At 40.7% G+C, this 18,128-nt stretch carries 15 protein-coding genes, 1 other RNA gene and 4 pseudogenes; 17 read left to right on the plus strand and 3 right to left on the minus strand.

Features of this window, described 5'->3' with window-relative positions:
- Positions 1–111: 111 nt before the first annotated feature.
- The 10 genes from comW (at position 112) to SPPN_RS00455 (ending at position 7,573) form a co-directional block, all read left to right on the plus strand.
- A complete protein-coding gene (gene comW / locus SPPN_RS00415) occupies positions 112–348 on the plus strand; it encodes a sigma(X)-activator ComW (protein ID WP_000939541.1) in 237 nt (78 codons plus the stop codon).
- 230 nt (positions 349–578) lie between these two features.
- Positions 579–1,865, plus strand: a complete 1,287-nt coding sequence (locus tag SPPN_RS00420; protein ID WP_014017167.1) for an adenylosuccinate synthase — start codon at positions 579–581, stop codon at positions 1,863–1,865.
- Between the two features lie 199 nt (positions 1,866–2,064).
- Positions 2,065–2,532, plus strand: coding sequence for a tRNA adenosine(34) deaminase TadA (gene tadA / locus SPPN_RS00425; RefSeq protein WP_001110115.1), 468 nt, complete (start codon positions 2,065–2,067; stop codon positions 2,530–2,532).
- Positions 2,533–2,564: 32 nt separating this feature from the next.
- Positions 2,565–2,662: signal recognition particle sRNA small type (gene ffs / locus SPPN_RS11485), an RNA gene on the plus strand.
- 56 nt (positions 2,663–2,718) lie between these two features.
- A complete protein-coding gene (locus tag SPPN_RS00430; RefSeq protein ID WP_000701986.1) occupies positions 2,719–3,162 on the plus strand; it encodes a dUTP diphosphatase in 444 nt (147 codons plus the stop codon).
- Positions 3,122–3,679: a histidine phosphatase family protein gene (locus SPPN_RS00435; RefSeq protein WP_014017168.1), complete on the plus strand. Its 558-nt coding sequence runs from the start codon at positions 3,122–3,124 to the stop codon at positions 3,677–3,679. The genes SPPN_RS00430 and SPPN_RS00435 overlap by 41 nt, the downstream gene beginning before the upstream one ends.
- 13 nt (positions 3,680–3,692) lie before the next feature.
- Positions 3,693–5,054, plus strand: coding sequence for a DNA repair protein RadA (radA, locus tag SPPN_RS00440; protein WP_080564643.1), 1,362 nt, complete (start codon positions 3,693–3,695; stop codon positions 5,052–5,054).
- Between the two features lie 72 nt (positions 5,055–5,126).
- Complete coding sequence (locus SPPN_RS00445; protein ID WP_001809263.1) at positions 5,127–5,624, plus strand: beta-class carbonic anhydrase; 498 nt, start codon at positions 5,127–5,129, stop codon at positions 5,622–5,624.
- 20 nt (positions 5,625–5,644) lie between these two features.
- Complete coding sequence (locus tag SPPN_RS00450; RefSeq protein ID WP_000272774.1) at positions 5,645–6,460, plus strand: PrsW family intramembrane metalloprotease; 816 nt, start codon at positions 5,645–5,647, stop codon at positions 6,458–6,460.
- 144 nt (positions 6,461–6,604) lie between these two features.
- Complete coding sequence (locus tag SPPN_RS00455; protein WP_000010159.1) at positions 6,605–7,573, plus strand: ribose-phosphate diphosphokinase; 969 nt, start codon at positions 6,605–6,607, stop codon at positions 7,571–7,573.
- 56 nt (positions 7,574–7,629) lie between these two features.
- On the opposite strand, the pseudogene SPPN_RS11490 reads toward SPPN_RS00455, so the two are convergent.
- Positions 7,630–8,477: pseudogene (locus SPPN_RS11490) on the minus strand (IS630 family transposase).
- Positions 8,478–8,589: 112 nt separating this feature from the next.
- Here SPPN_RS11490 and SPPN_RS00475 point away from each other — a divergent pair.
- From SPPN_RS00475 to SPPN_RS00500, 4 genes and pseudogenes are all read left to right on the plus strand, one after another.
- On the plus strand, positions 8,590–9,561 hold the full coding sequence (locus SPPN_RS00475; protein ID WP_000603351.1) for an Rpn family recombination-promoting nuclease/putative transposase: 972 nt from the start codon (positions 8,590–8,592) through the stop codon (positions 9,559–9,561).
- Between the two features lie 336 nt (positions 9,562–9,897).
- Positions 9,898–10,256 (plus strand): annotated as a pseudogene (locus SPPN_RS11500) (helix-turn-helix domain-containing protein); the annotation flags it as partial.
- Positions 10,257–10,295: 39 nt separating this feature from the next.
- A pseudogene (locus SPPN_RS11505) lies at positions 10,296–11,524 on the plus strand (IS630 family transposase).
- Between the two features lie 52 nt (positions 11,525–11,576).
- On the plus strand, positions 11,577–12,479 hold the full coding sequence (locus tag SPPN_RS00500; protein ID WP_000757033.1) for an N-acetylmuramoyl-L-alanine amidase family protein: 903 nt from the start codon (positions 11,577–11,579) through the stop codon (positions 12,477–12,479).
- A gap of 222 nt (positions 12,480–12,701) precedes the next feature.
- On the opposite strand, the pseudogene SPPN_RS14260 reads toward SPPN_RS00500, so the two are convergent.
- Positions 12,702–13,197, minus strand: a pseudogene (locus SPPN_RS14260) (IS66 family transposase); the annotation flags it as partial.
- A 441-nt stretch (positions 13,198–13,638) separates the two neighbouring features.
- Between SPPN_RS14260 and polA the strand changes: the two are divergent.
- The 3 genes from polA to SPPN_RS13655 all read left to right on the plus strand — a co-directional run bounded on the left by polA (position 13,639) and on the right by SPPN_RS13655 (position 17,071).
- Complete coding sequence (gene polA, locus SPPN_RS00510) at positions 13,639–16,272, plus strand: DNA polymerase I (RefSeq protein WP_014017175.1); 2,634 nt, start codon at positions 13,639–13,641, stop codon at positions 16,270–16,272.
- A gap of 84 nt (positions 16,273–16,356) precedes the next feature.
- Positions 16,357–16,794 carry a CoA-binding protein gene (locus tag SPPN_RS00515; protein WP_000076479.1) on the plus strand — a complete coding sequence of 146 codons (438 nt, stop codon included), beginning with the start codon at positions 16,357–16,359 and terminating at the stop codon, positions 16,792–16,794.
- Between the two features lie 40 nt (positions 16,795–16,834).
- The gene (locus SPPN_RS13655; protein ID WP_014017176.1) at positions 16,835–17,071 is read left to right on the plus strand and encodes a hypothetical protein; all 237 of its coding nucleotides are present in this window, start codon (positions 16,835–16,837) and stop codon (positions 17,069–17,071) included.
- On the opposite strand, the gene SPPN_RS00525 is transcribed toward SPPN_RS13655, so the two are convergent.
- A complete protein-coding gene (locus SPPN_RS00525) occupies positions 17,068–18,078 on the minus strand; it encodes a YeiH family protein (RefSeq protein WP_000009157.1) in 1,011 nt (336 codons plus the stop codon). The genes SPPN_RS13655 and SPPN_RS00525 overlap by 4 nt on opposite strands.
- Positions 18,079–18,128: the final 50 nt, after the last annotated feature.

Below are 18,128 nucleotides of genomic sequence, written 5' to 3' on the forward strand. Positions count from 1 at the left end.
CCTATTTTTTATCTTATTGAGGTTGGTATTTGTACAATTCAGGAATTATTAATGATTAATTAAAATTTTTTGTTAGAATAAGTTCATAAAAAAGAAAAGGAGTATTTGATCATGTTACAAAAAATTTATGAGCAGATGGCGGATTTTTATAGAAATATTGAAGAAGAGTATGGTACTGTATTTGGTGATAATTTTGACTGGGAACATTTTCATTTTAAATTTTTAATTTATTATTTAGTGAGATATGGTATTGGGTGTCGTAGGGATTTTATCGTTTACCATTATCGTGTTGCTTATCGTTTGTATCTTGAAAAGATGATAATGAAACAAGGTTTTATTTCTTGTTGAGATAGTCTGAGTTAATTTCCGAACAAATTTACTTTTTTATGGAAAGATAATAATAAATAGCTGCTTATTTTTCTAAATCATTTTTTAATAGTTGGAAATAGCAAATCTTTCTATTGTTTCTTCTTGATAAAAAGGCGATTTTTTCTTATAATAAATTGTAAGATATAATTGCAGGTGAGAGTCCTGCCATGTATGTGAGAAAGGAAGAGCCTGAGGGCTCAGACAAGATTATGACTTCAGTTGTTGTTGTAGGTACCCAATGGGGTGATGAAGGTAAAGGGAAGATTACAGACTTCCTTTCAGCGAATGCAGAAGTGATTGCACGTTACCAAGGTGGTGATAATGCAGGTCACACGATTGTGATTGATGGTAAGAAGTTTAAATTGCACTTGATTCCATCTGGGATTTTCTTCCCTGAAAAAATCTCTGTTATTGGGAATGGTATGGTTGTAAATCCTAAATCTCTTGTAAAAGAGTTGAGCTATCTTCATGAGGAAGGTGTTACAACTGATAACTTGCGTATTTCTGATCGCGCGCATGTCATTTTGCCTTATCATATCGAGTTAGATCGTTTGCAAGAAGAAGCTAAGGGCGACAATAAGATTGGGACTACAATCAAGGGAATTGGTCCAGCTTATATGGACAAGGCTGCTCGTGTGGGAATTCGTATCGCCGATCTTTTGGATAAAGACATTTTCCGTGAGCGTTTAGAACGTAACCTTGCTGAAAAGAATCGTCTTTTTGAAAAATTGTATGATAGTAAAGCTATCGTCTTCGATGATATTTTTGAAGAATATTACGAATATGGTCAACAAATCAAGAAATATGTGACAGACACGTCCGTCATTTTGAATGATGCGCTTGATAATGGTAAACGTGTGCTTTTTGAAGGTGCACAAGGTGTTATGCTAGATATTGACCAAGGGACCTATCCATTTGTTACTTCTTCAAACCCTGTGGCTGGTGGTGTGACAATTGGTTCTGGTGTCGGTCCAAGCAAGATTGACAAGGTTGTAGGTGTATGTAAAGCCTATACGAGTCGTGTAGGAGACGGTCCTTTCCCAACTGAGTTGTTTGATGAAGTGGGAGAACGTATCCGTGAAGTAGGTCATGAATATGGTACAACAACTGGTCGTCCACGTCGTGTGGGATGGTTTGACTCAGTTGTGATGCGCCATAGTCGTCGTGTTTCTGGTATTACTAATCTTTCATTGAACTCTATCGATGTTTTGAGTGGTTTAGATACTGTGAAAATCTGTGTGGCCTATGATCTTGATGGTCAACGTATTGACTACTATCCAGCTAGTCTTGAGCAATTGAAGCGTTGCAAACCTATCTATGAAGAGTTGCCAGGTTGGTCAGAAGATATTACTGGAGTTCGTAATTTGGAGTATCTTCCTGAGAATGCGCGTAACTATGTTCGTCGTGTGAGTGAATTGGTTGGCGTTCGTATTTCTACTTTCTCAGTGGGTCCTGGTCGTGAACAAACAAATATTTTAGAAAGTGTTTGGTCCTAAGAGATTTTTAAGATTTGTTTAAGATAGGTCGGGTATACTATAGACAGTTACAAGAAGACCTCCTAACTTGTTGTAACGAATATCCTAAACTTTTCTTTTTCATAATAATCTCCCTATAAAGTCACCGCATTTGGTGGCTTTTTTTGTCTTGGGATTCATGATATAATAATAAAATCGATAAGTAGTAAAAGGGAAATTGATGAATTATACAGTTGAAGAAAAAGAAGTCTTTATGAGGGAAGCTTTGAGAGAGTCTGAGATTGCTCTTGAACACGATGAAATTCCAATTGGTTGTGTGATTGTCAAGGACGGAGAAATCATTGGCCGTGGGCATAATGCGCGTGAGGAACTGCAGCGAGCGGTTATGCATGCGGAGATTATGGCCATAGAGGATGCGAACTTGAGTGAGGAGAGCTGGCGCTTGCTGGACTGCACACTTTTTGTGACCATTGAGCCGTGTGTCATGTGTAGTGGGGCGATTGGGCTTGCCCGTATTCCAAACGTGGTCTATGGGGCTAAAAACCAGAAATTTGGCGCTGCTGGAAGTTTGTACGATATCTTGACAGATGAGCGTCTTAACCATCGTGTAGAGGTTGAAATAGGAATTTTGGAAGATGACTGCGCAGCTATCATGCAGGACTTTTTTAGAAATAGACGGAAAAAATAATTTTGCTTTTAAAATGAATAGGAATGTGATATAATAAATAGTGGAGCAACAGTTCTGCGTGAAGCGGGTCAGGGGAGGAATCCAGCAGCCCTAAGCGATTTGAATTGTGTGCTCTTTTTTTCGTGCTTTTTCCGAATAAATAAGATAGAATAATCTAGAATAAATGATAATAGAAAAGAGAAGATGATGAAAATTCGTGGTTTTGAATTGGTTTCTAGTTTTACAGATGAGAATTTATTGCCCAAGCGTGAGACAGCTCATGCGGCTGGTTACGACTTAAAGGTTGCTGTGCGTACGGTTATTGCGCCAGGAGAGATTGTATTGGTTCCGACAGGGGTTAAGGCTTATATGCAACCGACAGAGGTTCTCTACCTATATGATCGTTCTTCAAACCCTCGTAAGAAGGGCTTGGTTTTAATTAATTCAGTTGGCGTTATTGATGGGGATTATTATGGAAATCCTGGAAACGAGGGGCATATTTTTGCGCAGATGAAGAATATCACAGACCAAGAGGTTGTTCTTGAAGTTGGAGAACGTATTGTTCAGGCTGTCTTTGCTCCTTTCTTAATTGCAGATGGCGATGCGGCTGATGGCGTTCGAACTGGTGGATTTGGTTCAACAGGGCACTAGAATGAAGATTATCTTTGTACGTCACGGGGAGCCAGATTATCGTGAGTTAGAGGAGCGTTCTTATACGGGATTTGGGATAGATTTGGCGCCCTTATCTGAGAAGGGACGGCAGCAAGCTCAGGAACTGAGCACCAATCCTTTACTCTTTTCAGCTGAAATAATCGTATCTTCTGCAGTCACAAGAGCTTTAGAAACGGCTTCTTATGTGGTTTGTGCTACGGGACTTCCTTTGAGAGTGGAGCCATTATTACATGAATGGCAGGTCTATGAAACAGGAATAGAAAACTATGAAACAGCTAGAAGCCTGTTTTTAGAAAACAAGGGGGAGTTGCTTCCTAATAGTCCTATTCAATATGAGACAGCTGCGGAGATGAAGTCTCGTTTTCTAGAATGCATGGCTAAGTATCGAGATTACCAGACCGTGATAGTGGTAACTCACAACATGCTCATGCGTCAGTTTGTGCCAAATGAGAAGATTGATTTTTGCCAAGTGGTTGAGTGTGAATTAGAGATATAGAAAGAGGTTTATCATCGCAAAGAAAAAAGCGACATTTGTATGTCAAAATTGTGGGTATAATTCACCTAAATATCTGGGGCGTTGCCCCAACTGTGGGTCTTGGTCTTCTTTTGTAGAAGAGGTTGAGGTTGTCGAGGTCAAAAATGCGCGTGTGTCTTTAACAGGTGAGAAAACCAAGCCCATGAAACTGGCTGAAGTGACCTCCATCAATGTCAATCGAACCAAGACAGAGATGGAGGAATTCAACCGTGTACTTGGAGGCGGAGTGGTACCAGGAAGTCTCGTCCTCATAGGTGGGGATCCTGGAATTGGGAAATCAACCCTTCTCCTACAAGTCTCAACCCAGTTGTCCCAAGTGGGGACTGTTCTCTACGTCAGTGGGGAGGAGTCTGCTCAGCAAATCAAGCTACGAGCAGAGCGCTTGGGTGATATTGATAGTGAGTTTTATCTTTATGCAGAGACCAATATGCAGAGTGTTCGTGCTGAGGTGGAGCGTATCCAACCAGACTTTCTCATTATTGACTCCATCCAGACTATTATGTCTCCTGAGATTTCAGGGGTGCAGGGCTCTGTTTCTCAGGTGCGTGAGGTGACGGCTGAACTTATGCAGCTGGCTAAAACCAATAACATTGCCATCTTTATCGTAGGTCATGTGACCAAGGAAGGAACATTAGCTGGGCCTCGTATGTTGGAGCATATGGTGGATACGGTACTTTACTTTGAAGGGGAGCGTCACCATACCTTTCGTATTTTGAGAGCGGTCAAAAACCGTTTTGGCTCCACTAATGAGATTGGGATTTTTGAGATGCAGTCAGGTGGCTTGGTTGAGGTTCTTAATCCGAGTCAAGTTTTCCTAGAAGAGCGTTTGGATGGAGCGACTGGCTCATCAATCGTTGTGACCATGGAAGGGACGCGTCCTATTCTTGCAGAAGTGCAGGCCTTGGTGACACCGACCATGTTTGGAAATGCCAAGCGTACGACGACAGGACTTGATTTTAACCGTGCTAGCTTGATTATGGCTGTTTTGGAAAAGCGGGCAGGTCTTCTCTTGCAAAATCAGGACGCCTATCTTAAATCTGCTGGCGGTGTCAAATTGGATGAACCTGCCATTGACTTGGCCGTTGCTGTTGCTATTGCTTCGAGCTATAAGGACAAGCCAACTAATCCTCAGGAATGTTTTGTGGGAGAACTTGGTTTGACAGGAGAGATTCGGCGCGTGAATCGTATTGAGCAACGCATCAACGAAGCTGCTAAACTGGGCTTTACTAAGATTTATGTACCTAAGAATTCCTTGACAGGAATCACTCTGCCTAAGGAAATTCAGGTCATTGGCGTGACAACGATTCAGGAAGTTTTGAAAAAGGTCTTTGCATAATCCGTGACAAATTCTCTTAAAAATGATAAGATAGGAGAAATATTTGACTATCAAATTTTCAAGGAGGGAATCGTGTCGTATTTTGAACAGTTTATGCAAGCTAATCAGGCTTATGTTGCCTTACATGGGCAGTTAAATCTGCCACTTAAACCCAAAACAAGAGTAGCTATTGTGACCTGTATGGACTCACGTTTGCACGTTGCGCAAGCTCTAGGTTTGGCACTTGGGGATGCTCATATTTTGCGGAATGCAGGTGGTCGAGTGACTGAAGACATGATTCGTTCGCTAGTTATTTCCCAGCAACAAATGGGGACAAGAGAGATTGTGGTATTGCACCATACAGACTGTGGTGCTCAGACCTTTGAAAATGAACCTTTTCAGGAGTATTTAAAAGAGGAATTAGGTGTAGATGTGTCAGACCAGGATTTCTTGCCCTTCCAAGATATAGAAGAGAGTGTACGCGAGGATATGCAACTGCTTATCGAGTCTCCCCTAATACCAGACGATGTCATTATCTCTGGTGCCATTTACAATGTTGATACAGGAAGTATGACAGTCGTAGAATTATAAATACTTCATTTAGAAAGAAAGTGTATGAAGAAAAGCAGTATTTTATTTTTATTTTATTGCTATGTATTGGTTTACAGTATGAAACCATCTACTATACGGACGGTTCGAGGTCAGGTGCGGAATATGGACTAATGGGAGTTTCTATCTTTCTACCTCTCTTTTACATGATTCCGGCTCTTTATTTTCTCTTCCGTATTGGGAAAAAATGGGAATTCCCAAAGAACGCCTTGATTTTGTCTTTATTGGGTGGGATGTTCCTTGCAGGATGGTTGTCTAGCTTTGCTAATACCTATATTCATGATTTACTGGGCGTTCTTTTCCCAGATAGTGCGTTTTTAAATGCCTTTGAAAGTGCTATTGTGGCTCCTTTGGTAGAAGAACCCTTGAAATTATTTCCACTTGTCTTTGTTTTAGCTTTGATTCCTGTGCGAAAATTAAAATCTTTGTTTTTATTAGGGATTGCTTCTGGTTTGGGATTCCAAATGATTGAGGATATTGGTTACATTCGTACGGATTTGCCAGAGGGCTTTGACTTTACTATTTCGCGAATTTTAGAGCGTATCATCTCAGGAATTGCCTCTCACTGGACTTTTTCAGATCTAGCTGTAGTAGGTGTTTACTTGCTTTACAGAGCCTATAAAGGGCAGAAGGTTGGCAAGAAACAGGGTCTTATTTTTCTAGGTTTAGCCTTGGGAACTCACTTCTTGTTTAACTCTCCTTTTGTTGAATTGGAGACAGAGTTGCCTTTAGCGATTCCAGTGGTTACGGCTATTGCTCTCTATGGTTTTTATCATGCTTATTGCTTTGTTGAGAAACACAATGAGTTGATGACCTAGAATATTTTTCAAAAGAATGATGCAAGGGTACAAATATGGTGCCCTTCTTTTATTTTTGATTGAAAAATAGTGCAAAAAGCGCTACAATGGTAGATGGAAAATCTTGTGAAAAGCACAAGCGATACATATATACCGGAGGAAATCATGTCTTTTTCTGATTTAAAGCTGTTTGCCCTTTCTTCTAATAAAGAATTGGCAGAACGTGTGGCGCAGGAGATTGGGATAGAGTTGGGGAAATCAAGTGTTCGCCAATTTTCAGATGGAGAGATTCAGGTCAACATCGAAGAATCAATCCGAGGGAAACACGTCTTTATCCTACAATCAACTAGCTCGCCTGTAAATGACAATCTGCTTGAAATTTTGATTATGGTGGATGCTTTGAAGCGTGCGAGTGCAGAATCTGTCAATGTTGTCATGCCTTACTATGGGTATGCACGTCAGGATAGAAAGGCGAGAGCGCGTGAGCCAATCACTTCAAAACTTGTCGCAAATATGCTTGAAGTAGCTGGAGTGGATCGTTTATTGACCATCGACTTGCATGCTGCGCAGATTCAAGGATTCTTTGATATTCCTGTGGATCATTTGATGGGAGCTCCTCTGATTGCGGATTATTTTGAGCGTCGTGGCATGGTTGGTTCGGACTATGTGGTTGTCAGCCCAGACCATGGAGGGGTGACTCGTGCTCGTAAGTTGGCAGAATTTTTGAAAACATCTATCGCTATCATTGATAAACGTCGTAGCGTTGATAAGATGAATACTAGTGAAGTCATGAACATCATCGGTAAGGTCGAAGGCAAGACTTGTATCTTGATTGATGATATGATTGATACGGCTGGAACGATTTGTCATGCGGCAGATGCTCTTGCGGAAGCTGGTGCTGTTGAAGTCTATGCAAGCTGTACGCACCCAGTGCTTTCTGGTCCTGCTATGGACAATATCCAAAATTCAGCTATTAAGAAATTGGTTGTTTTGGATACCATCTATCTGCCAGAAGAGCGTTTGATTGATAAGATTGAGCAAATTTCAATCGCTCATCTTCTAGGGGATGCTATCGTACGTATTCATGAAAAACGACCACTTTCTCCACTTTTCGGTATTGAGAAAAAAATTTAATGACCAAGCCTGAGATGGTTCTCAGGTTTTTTCGTCTTTTTTCCGAATAAATATAGTCAATTGAAACAAGAACAAGACAAAAGAGCCTCGTAAAAGGTATTGCAACTTGGTAATACCTTTTTGAGATGCTTTTTGATATGAGCCCATGTCTTCTCAATAGGATTGTACTCAGGTGAGTAGGGAGGAAGGGGTAAAAGTTTATGCCCAAACTCTTCACACAAGAATTCTATCCTAGCTATTCTATTGGAATCTTGCATTATCCATAATAATAACTGAGGGTGTATTTAATGTCGGTAAGAGAAATTTCTGAAACCAAGCTTCAAAAAAGTCGCTCGTCATTGTTTCTTGGTAAGTTATTGGAGCGATTAACTCACCATTTGTTAGCCCTGCAACCAAAGAAATCCCCTGATATCTTCTTCCAGAGACTTTACCTCCTATTAACTGACCTTTTGATGAGCGACCATATTCTCGATAAAAGTAAGTATCGAATCCTGTTTCATCAATATAAACAGGTGCTAAGTGCTTTAAACTATTAAAATTCTTAAGAAATAAGGCTATTTTTTCTGGGTCTTGTTCATAGTAGGTGTGGTTCTTTTTTTCGAGTGTACCCCATAAATTTGAGCGCATAGTGGATAGTAGTTGGATGACAGCCAAATTCAGAAGCTATTTCAGTCAAATAAGCGTCTGGATTGTCAGTAAGATAGTTTTTAAGTCTATCTCTATCAACTTTTCTTGGTTTTGTTCCTTTTACTTGATGGTTTAGCTCTTCTGTTCCCTCTTTTAGCCTTAACCAGCCATAAATGGTATTACGTGAGATTTGGAAAACCTGTGATGCTTTTGTTATACTACCTGTTCGCTCACAATAGCCGAGAACTTTTTTACGAAAATCTATTGAATATGCCATAAGAAGATTATACAACATTGTGTACTGTTTTTGGTTCATTTTACTATAGATAGAAGCAGTGAATCTAGCAAACCTAGATTTAAAAATGTGCTATAATGAAAGGAGAGAAAGAATGATTCTCAGACATCCGGGCATTAGCCCGACCAATGATTTGGTTGCTAAGAAGATTTTTAGCAATCCGGAAATCACTTGTCAATTTATTCGCGATATGCTGGATTTACCAGCAAAAAATGTGACCAATTTGGAGGGAAGTAATATTCATGTCTTGCCTTCCATGCCCTATTCGGCGCAAGATTTCTATACCAGTATAGATGTTTTGGCGGAGTTGGATAATGGTACGCAAGTTATCATCGAAATTCAGGTTCATCATCAGAATTTTTTCATCAATCGTTTATGGGCTTACCTTTGCAGTCAGGTCAATCAAAATCTTGAAAAAATTCGTCAACGAGAAGGTGATACTCACCAGAGTTATAAACACATCGCACCCGTTTATGCAATCGCAATCGTGGACAGCAATTACTTTTCAGATGACTTGGCTTTTCACAGTTTTAGTATGCGAGAGGATACGACAAGTGAGGTTTTAACTATCATAAATAACGGTCAGGAACATCATCTGGTCAAGATGGCGTTCTTGGAATTAAAAAAATACAGAGAAACCAGCAAAGACGAGGTTCGCAAGCCATGGTTGGAGTTTTTCGGCAACAAGCCCTTTACTCAAGACCCCGAACGAGCCATCAGCCAAGCAGACCAACTGCTGGACTACAAGAGCTGGTCCGAGGAGGACAGGGAGATGTTTAGTCAACTACGTATGCGAGAAGAACAAGCCTTATTAGCACAGGACTATGACTTGGAACAAGCTGAAGAAAAAGGGTTGGAGAGAGGTCGTGCAGAGGGGCTTGAACAGGGACTGGAGCGTGGTCTTGAACGTGGACGAGCTGAAGGGATTGAACAAGGGCGAGAAGAAGGCTTGGAACGTGGGAAACTTTTTGCCTTTCTGGATATGGTTCGCCAAGGACTTCTGACTTCCGAGGTTGCCAGCCATCAGCTGGGTATGAGCGTCGCTGAGTTTGAGTCCTTGCTATGAGGTCACATTTTTTTAATATAGTAGAAAGTTAATGAAATGGCGAGTTATTTCTAAAATACTTGTCATTTTTGCTTGACATTTGGAAGGGGGGATAGGATAATACCATAGAAGTGAGTTCTGTCCAACTATCGATATGGATTAGATATGTGAAGTTTGACTCAAAGTTTAAGAAATTTGTGAGATTTTCACTTGGGAGATACGGTATTTGAAGGGTATTTCATCTCACAAAGGTGTTTTTTCAACCTTTTTTGAAAAAAATGAAAGCTCTTCTAGGCATAAGAAAACACCTCTGTGTTATACTTGTTGTTCAACCACAAACACAAGAAAGGCACAGAGATGCAAGACAATTATACTACAAAAGCCAAACAAAAGAAGGAAAATCAAATAGAGAAATTGCCTCTTTGCTTGGAAAAGCTCCTCAAACTATCCACACTGAAATCAAGCGTGAGACAGTCTGACAATGTCTTGGAAAAGGGCGCTTCAAAGAGGTTTATTCTACCGACTATGCTCAACAGTCTTATGAAAACAATCGCAGGCGCTCGGTCAAGAAATCAAGCTTAACCAAAGAACTAAAGGAAAAGATTCTCCACTATCATAATCAAAAGTTTTCTCCTGAAATGATGGTTATGGCTAAAGGGGTTAACGTGGGAATTTCAACCATTTACTATTGTATTCATAATGGAAAATTGGGATTAATACTAGACTAAAATAAAAAAGCATTATATAATAGTAATATGAAATCAACTAAAGAAGAAATCCAAGCTATCAAAACACTTTTAAAAGACTCTAGTACAGCTAAATATCATAAACGCCTTCAAACCGTTCTATTTCGTCTGATGGGTAAATCTTATAAAGAGATTATAGAGCTTTTAGGCTGTAATCAAACAACGATTTGGCCAACTGTAAAAAAATATGAGGAGTTCGGACTCGACTCTCTCCTTCAAGAAACACGTGGTGGTCGTAACCACGCATATATGACAGTTGAGGAAGAGAAAGCCTTTCTTGCCCGTCATTTGAAGGCTGCAGAGGCAGGAGAATTTGTTACAATTGATGCCTTATTTCAGGCTTATACAAAGGAGTTAGGTTCTTCCTACACACGTGATGACTTTTATCAACTCTTGAAGCGCCATGGTTGGCGAAATATTAGGCCACGTCCAGAACATCCCAAGAAAGCAGACGTTCAAACCATTGTCGCGTCTAAAAATAAAATCTCAATTCAAGAAGACAAGAAAGCGCTTTAAAACCAGTAGGCATTTTCGTAAGGTTCGCTTGATGTACCAAGATGAGGCTGGTTTCGGTAGAATCAGTAAACTGGGATCTTGTTGGGCTCCAATGGGAGTAGGTTCACATGTCCATAGTCACTATATACGAGAATTTTGCTATTGTTATGGAGCTGTTGATGCCCATACAGGCGAATCATTTTTCTTAATCGCTGGTGGATGTCATACTGAGTGGATGAACGCCTTTTTAGAAGAGCTTTCACAAGCTTATTCAGATGATTATCTTTTACTCGTTATGGACAATGCCATATGGCATAATAAAAGCGCTGAATCGGTCAATCAGGCTTTAAAACTCATCTTAAAACAAGACAAGATTCTGTCCATCACGGCAGATAATGGTACAGAATTTAACCGCTTGTCTGATGTATTTTCTGAGGAACATATCTATTATGCGCACCCCTATGCCTCTTGGGAAAAGGGGAACTGATGAGAATCACAACAGGCTCATTCGGAGATGGTTACCTAAGGGAACTAAGAAAACGACTCCCAAAGAAGTCGCATTCATCTAAAATTGGATTAATAACTATCCTAAAAAATGCTTGAACTACAAATCACCCAGAGAAGACTTCTTCATGGCTAACTTGAACTTGAAATTTGGCTTTTTTGAAAAAATAGGTAAAAAGTTTAAAAACTCGAAGAAAACTCTTGACAAATCCTGCAAATATTTATATAATCTATGGTAGTAAGGTAGTCTTACGAAAAAATATTTTAAAGAAAAACAAAGGAGATAAAACGATGAAAAAAGTTTTATTGACAAGCGCAGTCGCTCTTGCAGCATTTGGTGCTGTACAAGCTGTTTCAGCTGATACAGCAACTTTTAGTGAGGCTAATGTTCAAACATTGCCAAATGCTAAACCTGCAGCTGATGAGAGAACAGAACCAAGTGCAGAAGTTTCTAAACTCTTTAAAGAAGCAGCAGAAGCAGCAGAAGCAGCAGCTAAACGTGGAGAAGAAGCAAGTGGTAAAGTTAATACTACTGAAAATGGTGATTTGACTATTGATGATATTAAGTCTCACCTTGCATCTCAACAATCTCAACAATCTAATAAACAAAGAGTTGTTACCGATAGATATGTTAAGGTTTATGATAAAGAAGGTAATGAACTGAAACTTGATGGTAAAGCAGTTGAGATTAAGTATGAAAAATCAGCTAATAGTACTGTTGAAGTTAAAACTAAACGTGGAACATATAAATTAACAGTTCGAGTACAAAATGGTAAAGCAACCCTTTTGAAAACTCCTCAATTAGTAGCTTCTGCTGAAAAACCAGCTGCTCAAGCAGCATGGGTTCAATCAGGTTCTCGCTGGTGGTACAAACACGCTGATGGTTCTTACACAACTAATGGTTGGGAAAAAATCAACGGAACTTGGTACTATTTCGACCAAGCTGGTTGGATGGCAACTGGTTGGGTTAAAGACAATGGTACTTGGTACTACCTAAACGACAACGGTTCAATGGCAACTGGTTGGGTTAAAGATAACGGTACTTGGTACTACTTGAAATCATCAGGTGCAATGGCAACTGGTTGGTATCAAGTTGGTGGTAAATGGTACTACTCATACGCGTCAGGAGCTCTTGCAGTTAATACAACTGTAGATGGTTACAAAGTAAACCACAACGGTGAGTGGGTTAAATAATCCAAGATAATTTAAAACTAGGAGAGTTCTCTCCTAGTTTTTTTGCTCTTTGTTAGCTATAGGGGTAGAGTTTTTGGCATTTTCCTTGCAACTCCGTCTATTGGTTAGAAGAAAATAAAAAGTGAACAAGACGATATTTCAGTCGTAACCGCCTAATAACGAAGTATATTGAAAAATCTCCAGCCTAGAGAACTCACGGATAGTTCCTAATCTGTAGATTTCTTATTTGCACTTTTCTTGTACAACTTTAGCCCATGGTAAATAAGTCTCTAAAACCTCTTTGTTTACGAGAGTTTCCTCGTTCGGAAGACATTCTAGAAGATAGGATAGCTATTTCTTGCTATGTAATTGATGACGTTTAGCTGTTTCCAACAAGCTCATAGTAATAGCTCTTGCTTTAGCTCCTTCAAAACTTTGAGAAAATAACCACCCTCGCTTTTTAAAATTTAGCTTAGGCTAAAAGAGTCCACTGGACTCTTTTACTCCGTCCCATAACCAATGATTTAATGGCGCGTTCAGCTAGATTATTGGAAAGGATCAGACGTCCGTCTTTCAAAATGGTCTTAAAGGTTTCTTCATACTTGAGGCTGTATTCAATAGCCCTTCCTAGTTTTGAACCTGCTAAAACTGACTGACATCGACACCAAGCAAAGAAATCTTCCATTAGGGGGTGGAGCTCTTCTTGACGTTTCTGTAGTCGTTCATCAGCTGGCAAAGCATGCAATCGCTTTTCACCTGCTTTTAAGGCCTAGTTTAAGACTAAGTTAGAACAAGGAAAACATTACAATGTAGCCATCATCCACCTTGCAAAAAAACTTATCCGAACCATGTTTTATCTCCTAAAAAAGAGCTACCATTTGACGAACAAAAAGTGATGTAATTTCTGAAATTAACACAAGATTACCTTTGAAAAAAATGGACTTTTTCAAGGGATTTTTGCCGTGCTCTAAAATCATCGCTAAATCATCAAATTGAAATAAGAAATATTTTAGATAAACTATTGACTTTTCTTATAGTTTGTCTTTCATTATAGCACATTTTTAAATCTAAGTTTACTAGTTTCAATGCTTCTATCTATTTATTCGGGAAAAAGTATGAAAAATACTTGCTCTGGCTCTTTCCAATGGTATTTTTTGGTGCTTTCCTTTATAATGGGTGTATGGATAAGAAAAAATTATTATTGATTGATGGGTCTTCTGTTGCTTTTCGGGCGTTTTTTGCGCTCTATCAGCAGTTGGACCGTTTTAAGAATGCTGCTGGTTTGCATACCAATGCGATTTATGGTTTCCAGTTGATGTTGAGCCATTTGTTGGAGCGGGTGGAGCCTAGTCATATTTTAGTAGCCTTTGATGCGGGAAAGACGACTTTCCGTACAGAGATGTATGCGGACTATAAGGGTGGTCGGGCTAAGACTCCGGATGAGTTTCGTGAGCAATTTCCTTTTATTCGTGAGTTGCTGGATCATATGGGGATTCGTCACTATGAGTTGGCTCAGTATGAGGCGGATGACATCATTGGGACACTGGATAAACTAGCAGAGCAGGATGGTTTTGATATTACCATTGTCAGTGGGGACAAGGATTTGATTCAGCTGACGGATGAGCATACGGTGGTTGAAATTTCCAAGAAAGGTGTGGCTGAGTTTGAGGCCTTTACGCCAGATTATCTCATGGAAAAGATGGGCATCACACCGACTCAGTTTATCGATCTCAAGGCGCTCATGGGTGATAAGTCGGATAATATCCCTGGGGTGACCAAAATTGGTGAAAAGACGGGTATCAAACTCTTGCTGGAGTATGGTTCGCTTGAGGGGATTTATGAAAATATCGATGGGATGAAGGCTTCTAAGATGAAGGAAAATCTCATTAATGATAAGGAACAGGCCTTTTTGTCTAAAACACTAGCGACCATTGATACCAAGGCACCGATTGCGATTGGTTTAGAGGACTTGGTCTATAGTGGTCCAGATGTTGAAAATCTTGGAAAATTCTACGATGAGATGGGCTTCAAACAGCTCAAGCAGGCTTTAAATGTGTCGTCAGCTGATGTGTCTGAGAGTTTGGATTTTACTATTGTTGACCAAATCAGTCAAGATATGCTGAGTGAAGAGTCTATCTTCCACTTTGAGCTTTTTGGTGAGAATTACCATACGGATAATTTGGTTGGATTTGCCTGGTCTTGTGGGGATAAGCTCTATGCCACAGACAAGATTGAGCTGTTGCAAGACCCGATTTTCAAGGATTTCTTAGAAAAAACATCTCTGAGAGTTTATGACTTTAAGAAGGTTAAAGTTCTTTTGCAACGTTTGGGTGTGGATTTGCAGGCGCCTGCTTTTGACATCCGTTTGGCTAAATACCTCCTTTCGACTGTGGAGGACAATGAAATTGCGACCATCGCTAGTCTTTATGGTCAGACTTACTTGGTTGATGATGAAACTTTCTACGGTAAGGGTGTTAAAAAGGCCATTCCTGAACGTGAGAAATTCTTGGAACACTTAGCTTGTAAACTTGCTGTTTTGGTTGAAACAGAGCCTATTTTGCTTGAAAAACTCAGCGAAAATGGGCAATTAGAGCTTCTTTATGAGATGGAGCAACCTCTGGCTTTTGTCCTTGCCAAGATGGAAATAGCTGGAATTAGGGTCAAGAAAGAGACTTTGTGTGAGATGCAGGCTGAAAATGAGCTTGTCATTGAAAAACTGACTCAAGAGATTTACGAGTTGGCTGGTGAGGAGTTTAATATCAACTCGCCTAAGCAGTTGGGCGTGCTTCTCTTTGAAAAATTGGGACTTCCTTTAGAATACACTAAAAAAACCAAGACAGGTTATTCGACAGCGGTGGATGTCTTGGAACGCTTGGCTCCTATTGCTCCGATTGTTAAGAAAATCCTAGACTACCGTCAAATTGCTAAGATTCAATCGACTTATGTAATTGGCTTGCAGGACTGGATTTTGGATGATGGCAAGATTCATACTCGTTATGTGCAGGATTTGACCCAAACAGGTCGTCTGTCTAGTGTGGATCCAAACCTGCAAAATATTCCTGCCCGTTTGGAGCAGGGTCGTCTCATTCGTAAGGCTTTTGTGCCTGAGTGGGAGGATAGTGTATTGCTCAGCTCGGACTATTCACAGATTGAATTGCGCGTTTTGGCGCATATTTCTAAGGATGAGCACTTGATTAAGGCCTTCCAAGAGGGAGCGGACATCCATACCTCGACAGCCATGCGGGTCTTTGGCATTGAGCGTCCTGAGGATGTGACTGCAAACGACCGTCGCAATGCCAAGGCGGTTAATTTTGGAGTGGTTTATGGAATTTCAGACTTTGGCTTGTCTAATAATCTGGGCATCAGCCGTAAGGAGGCCAAAGCCTACATTGATACCTACTTTGAACGCTTCCCAGGTATTAAAAATTACATGGATGAAGTGGTGCGTGAGGCGCGTGATAAGGGCTATGTGGAGACACTTTTCAAGCGTCGTCGTGAGTTGCCAGATATCAATTCGCGCAACTTTAATATTCGTGGTTTTGCAGAGCGGACTGCTATCAACTCTCCTATTCAGGGTTCGGCGGCAGATATTCTCAAGATTGCTATGATTCAGCTGGATAAAGCTTTGGTTGCAGGTGCTTATCAGACTAAGATGCTTCTGCAAGTGCACGATGAAATCGTCCTTGAAGTTCCTAAATCGGAGCTGGCAGAGATGAAAAAATTAGTCAAACAAACCATGGAAGAAGCCATTCAACTCAGTGTTCCCCTCATCGCAGATGAAAATGAAGGGGCGACCTGGTACGAGGCTAAATAAAAAGGGGGCTAGTCCTCCTTTTTTGTAGTAGAATTATGCAAGCCTTTTCAAATTGTGCTATACTGATGAAAAAGGAGGATTTCTATGAGTCAAGAATTTATCAATCCAAGTGATGGCGTGATTCGTCAGTATCTCGCAACGAGTAAAACCCTTGCTGTGGTGGGCTTGTCAGACCGTGAAGAAACAACTAGCAATCGAGTGACCAAGGAAATGCAGGCTCGGGGTTATAAAATCATCCCAGTCAATCCCAAAGCGGCAGGTGGTGAAATCTTGGGTGAAAAGGCTTATGCTAGTCTAGCAGAGATTCCTTTTCCTGTAGATATTGTCAATGTTTACCGTCGCAGTGAGTTTTTGCCAGATGTGGCGCGTGATTTTCTCAAGGCTGATGCCAAGATTTTTTGGGCACAGCTAGGACTTGAAAGTTTAGAAGCGAAAGAGATTTTGCGTGATGGTGGATGTGATGATATCGTGATGAATCGCTGTATCAAGAGAGAACATACTCGCTTGATTGAGGAAGCATAAGAAAAAGGTAGCTGATGGGCTACCTTTTGTGTTATACTCAATGAAAATCAAAGAGCAAACTAGGAAACTAGCTGCGGGTTGCTCAAAACACTGTTTTGAGGTTGTAGATACGACTGACGAAGTCAGCTCAAAACACCGTTTTGAGGTTGCAGATAGAACTGACGAAGTCAGCTCAAACACCGTTTTGAGGTTGCAGATAGAACTGACGAAGTCAGTAACATATACCTACGGCAAGGCGACGTTGACGTGGTTTGAAGAGATTTTCGAAGAGTATTAGAAAATGCCGATAAGGGTCTGCATACCAAGAGTGGTGAGGATGATGGCAATCCAGCAGATGGCTCCAAGAAGAATGGATTTTCCACTGGATTTGACCATAGCGACCAGATTGGTTTTGAGACCGATAGCACTCATGGCCATGACAATAAGGAATTTAGAGAGTTCTTTGAGAGGAGTAAAGAAACTACTGGACACACCTAGAGAGGTGAGTAGTGTAGTGAGGAGAGAGGCAAGGATAAAGTAAAGGATAAAAAGTGGGAAGACTTTTTTCAGTTGCAGGCTTTGCTTGTTTTCTTGTTGGCGACTTTGCCAGTAGGATAGAAAGAGCGTGATAGGGATAATGGCCAAAGTACGTGTGAGTTTAACAATGGTTGCAGACTCGAGGGTATTGCTTTGGTAAAGACTGTCCCAAGCGCTGGCGGCAGCCGTTACAGAGGAAGTGTCGTTGACCGCAGTCCCTGCAAAGAGGGCGAAGCCTTCATTGGATAGATGAAGCCAGGTGCCGAGGGTTGGAAAGATGAGCGCAGCCAAGACATTGAAGAAAAAGATAACGGAAATGGCTTGGGCTACTTCCTTTTCCTTAGCATCAATAACGGGCGCTGTCGCTGCAATGGCAGAACCCCCACAGATAGAAGAACCTACTCCAACCAAGGTAGCCAGTTTTGTATCCAGGGCAAAGAAACGCTGGAAGAGGTAGGCAATAATCAGAGCTATTGAGATAGTGGACAGGATGACAGGGAGTGAAGATTGGCCAACTGCGAAGACCTGCGAGATATTGAGACCAAAACCAAGCAAGACAACGGCATATTGGAGCAACTTCTTGGAACTAAAGGTCAAACCAGCATCCAGTTGTTTATAGGACGAGAGAAAGGGATGTAGGAGCATGCCTATGAAAATGGCAAAAACGGGCGCGCCAATCACAGGGAAGAATCCTCCTAAGTACCAAGATACGATAGAAATGAGAAGGCAGGCCAAGATACCTGCTCCATTTTTTGATAGAAATGACATAAAAACCTCCAAATAAAATCTATTACCATTATAGACCTATAAACAGGAAA

The sequence above is a fragment of the Streptococcus pseudopneumoniae IS7493 genome (assembly GCF_000221985.1).
Classification (GTDB): Bacteria; Bacillota; Bacilli; order Lactobacillales; family Streptococcaceae; genus Streptococcus; species Streptococcus pseudopneumoniae.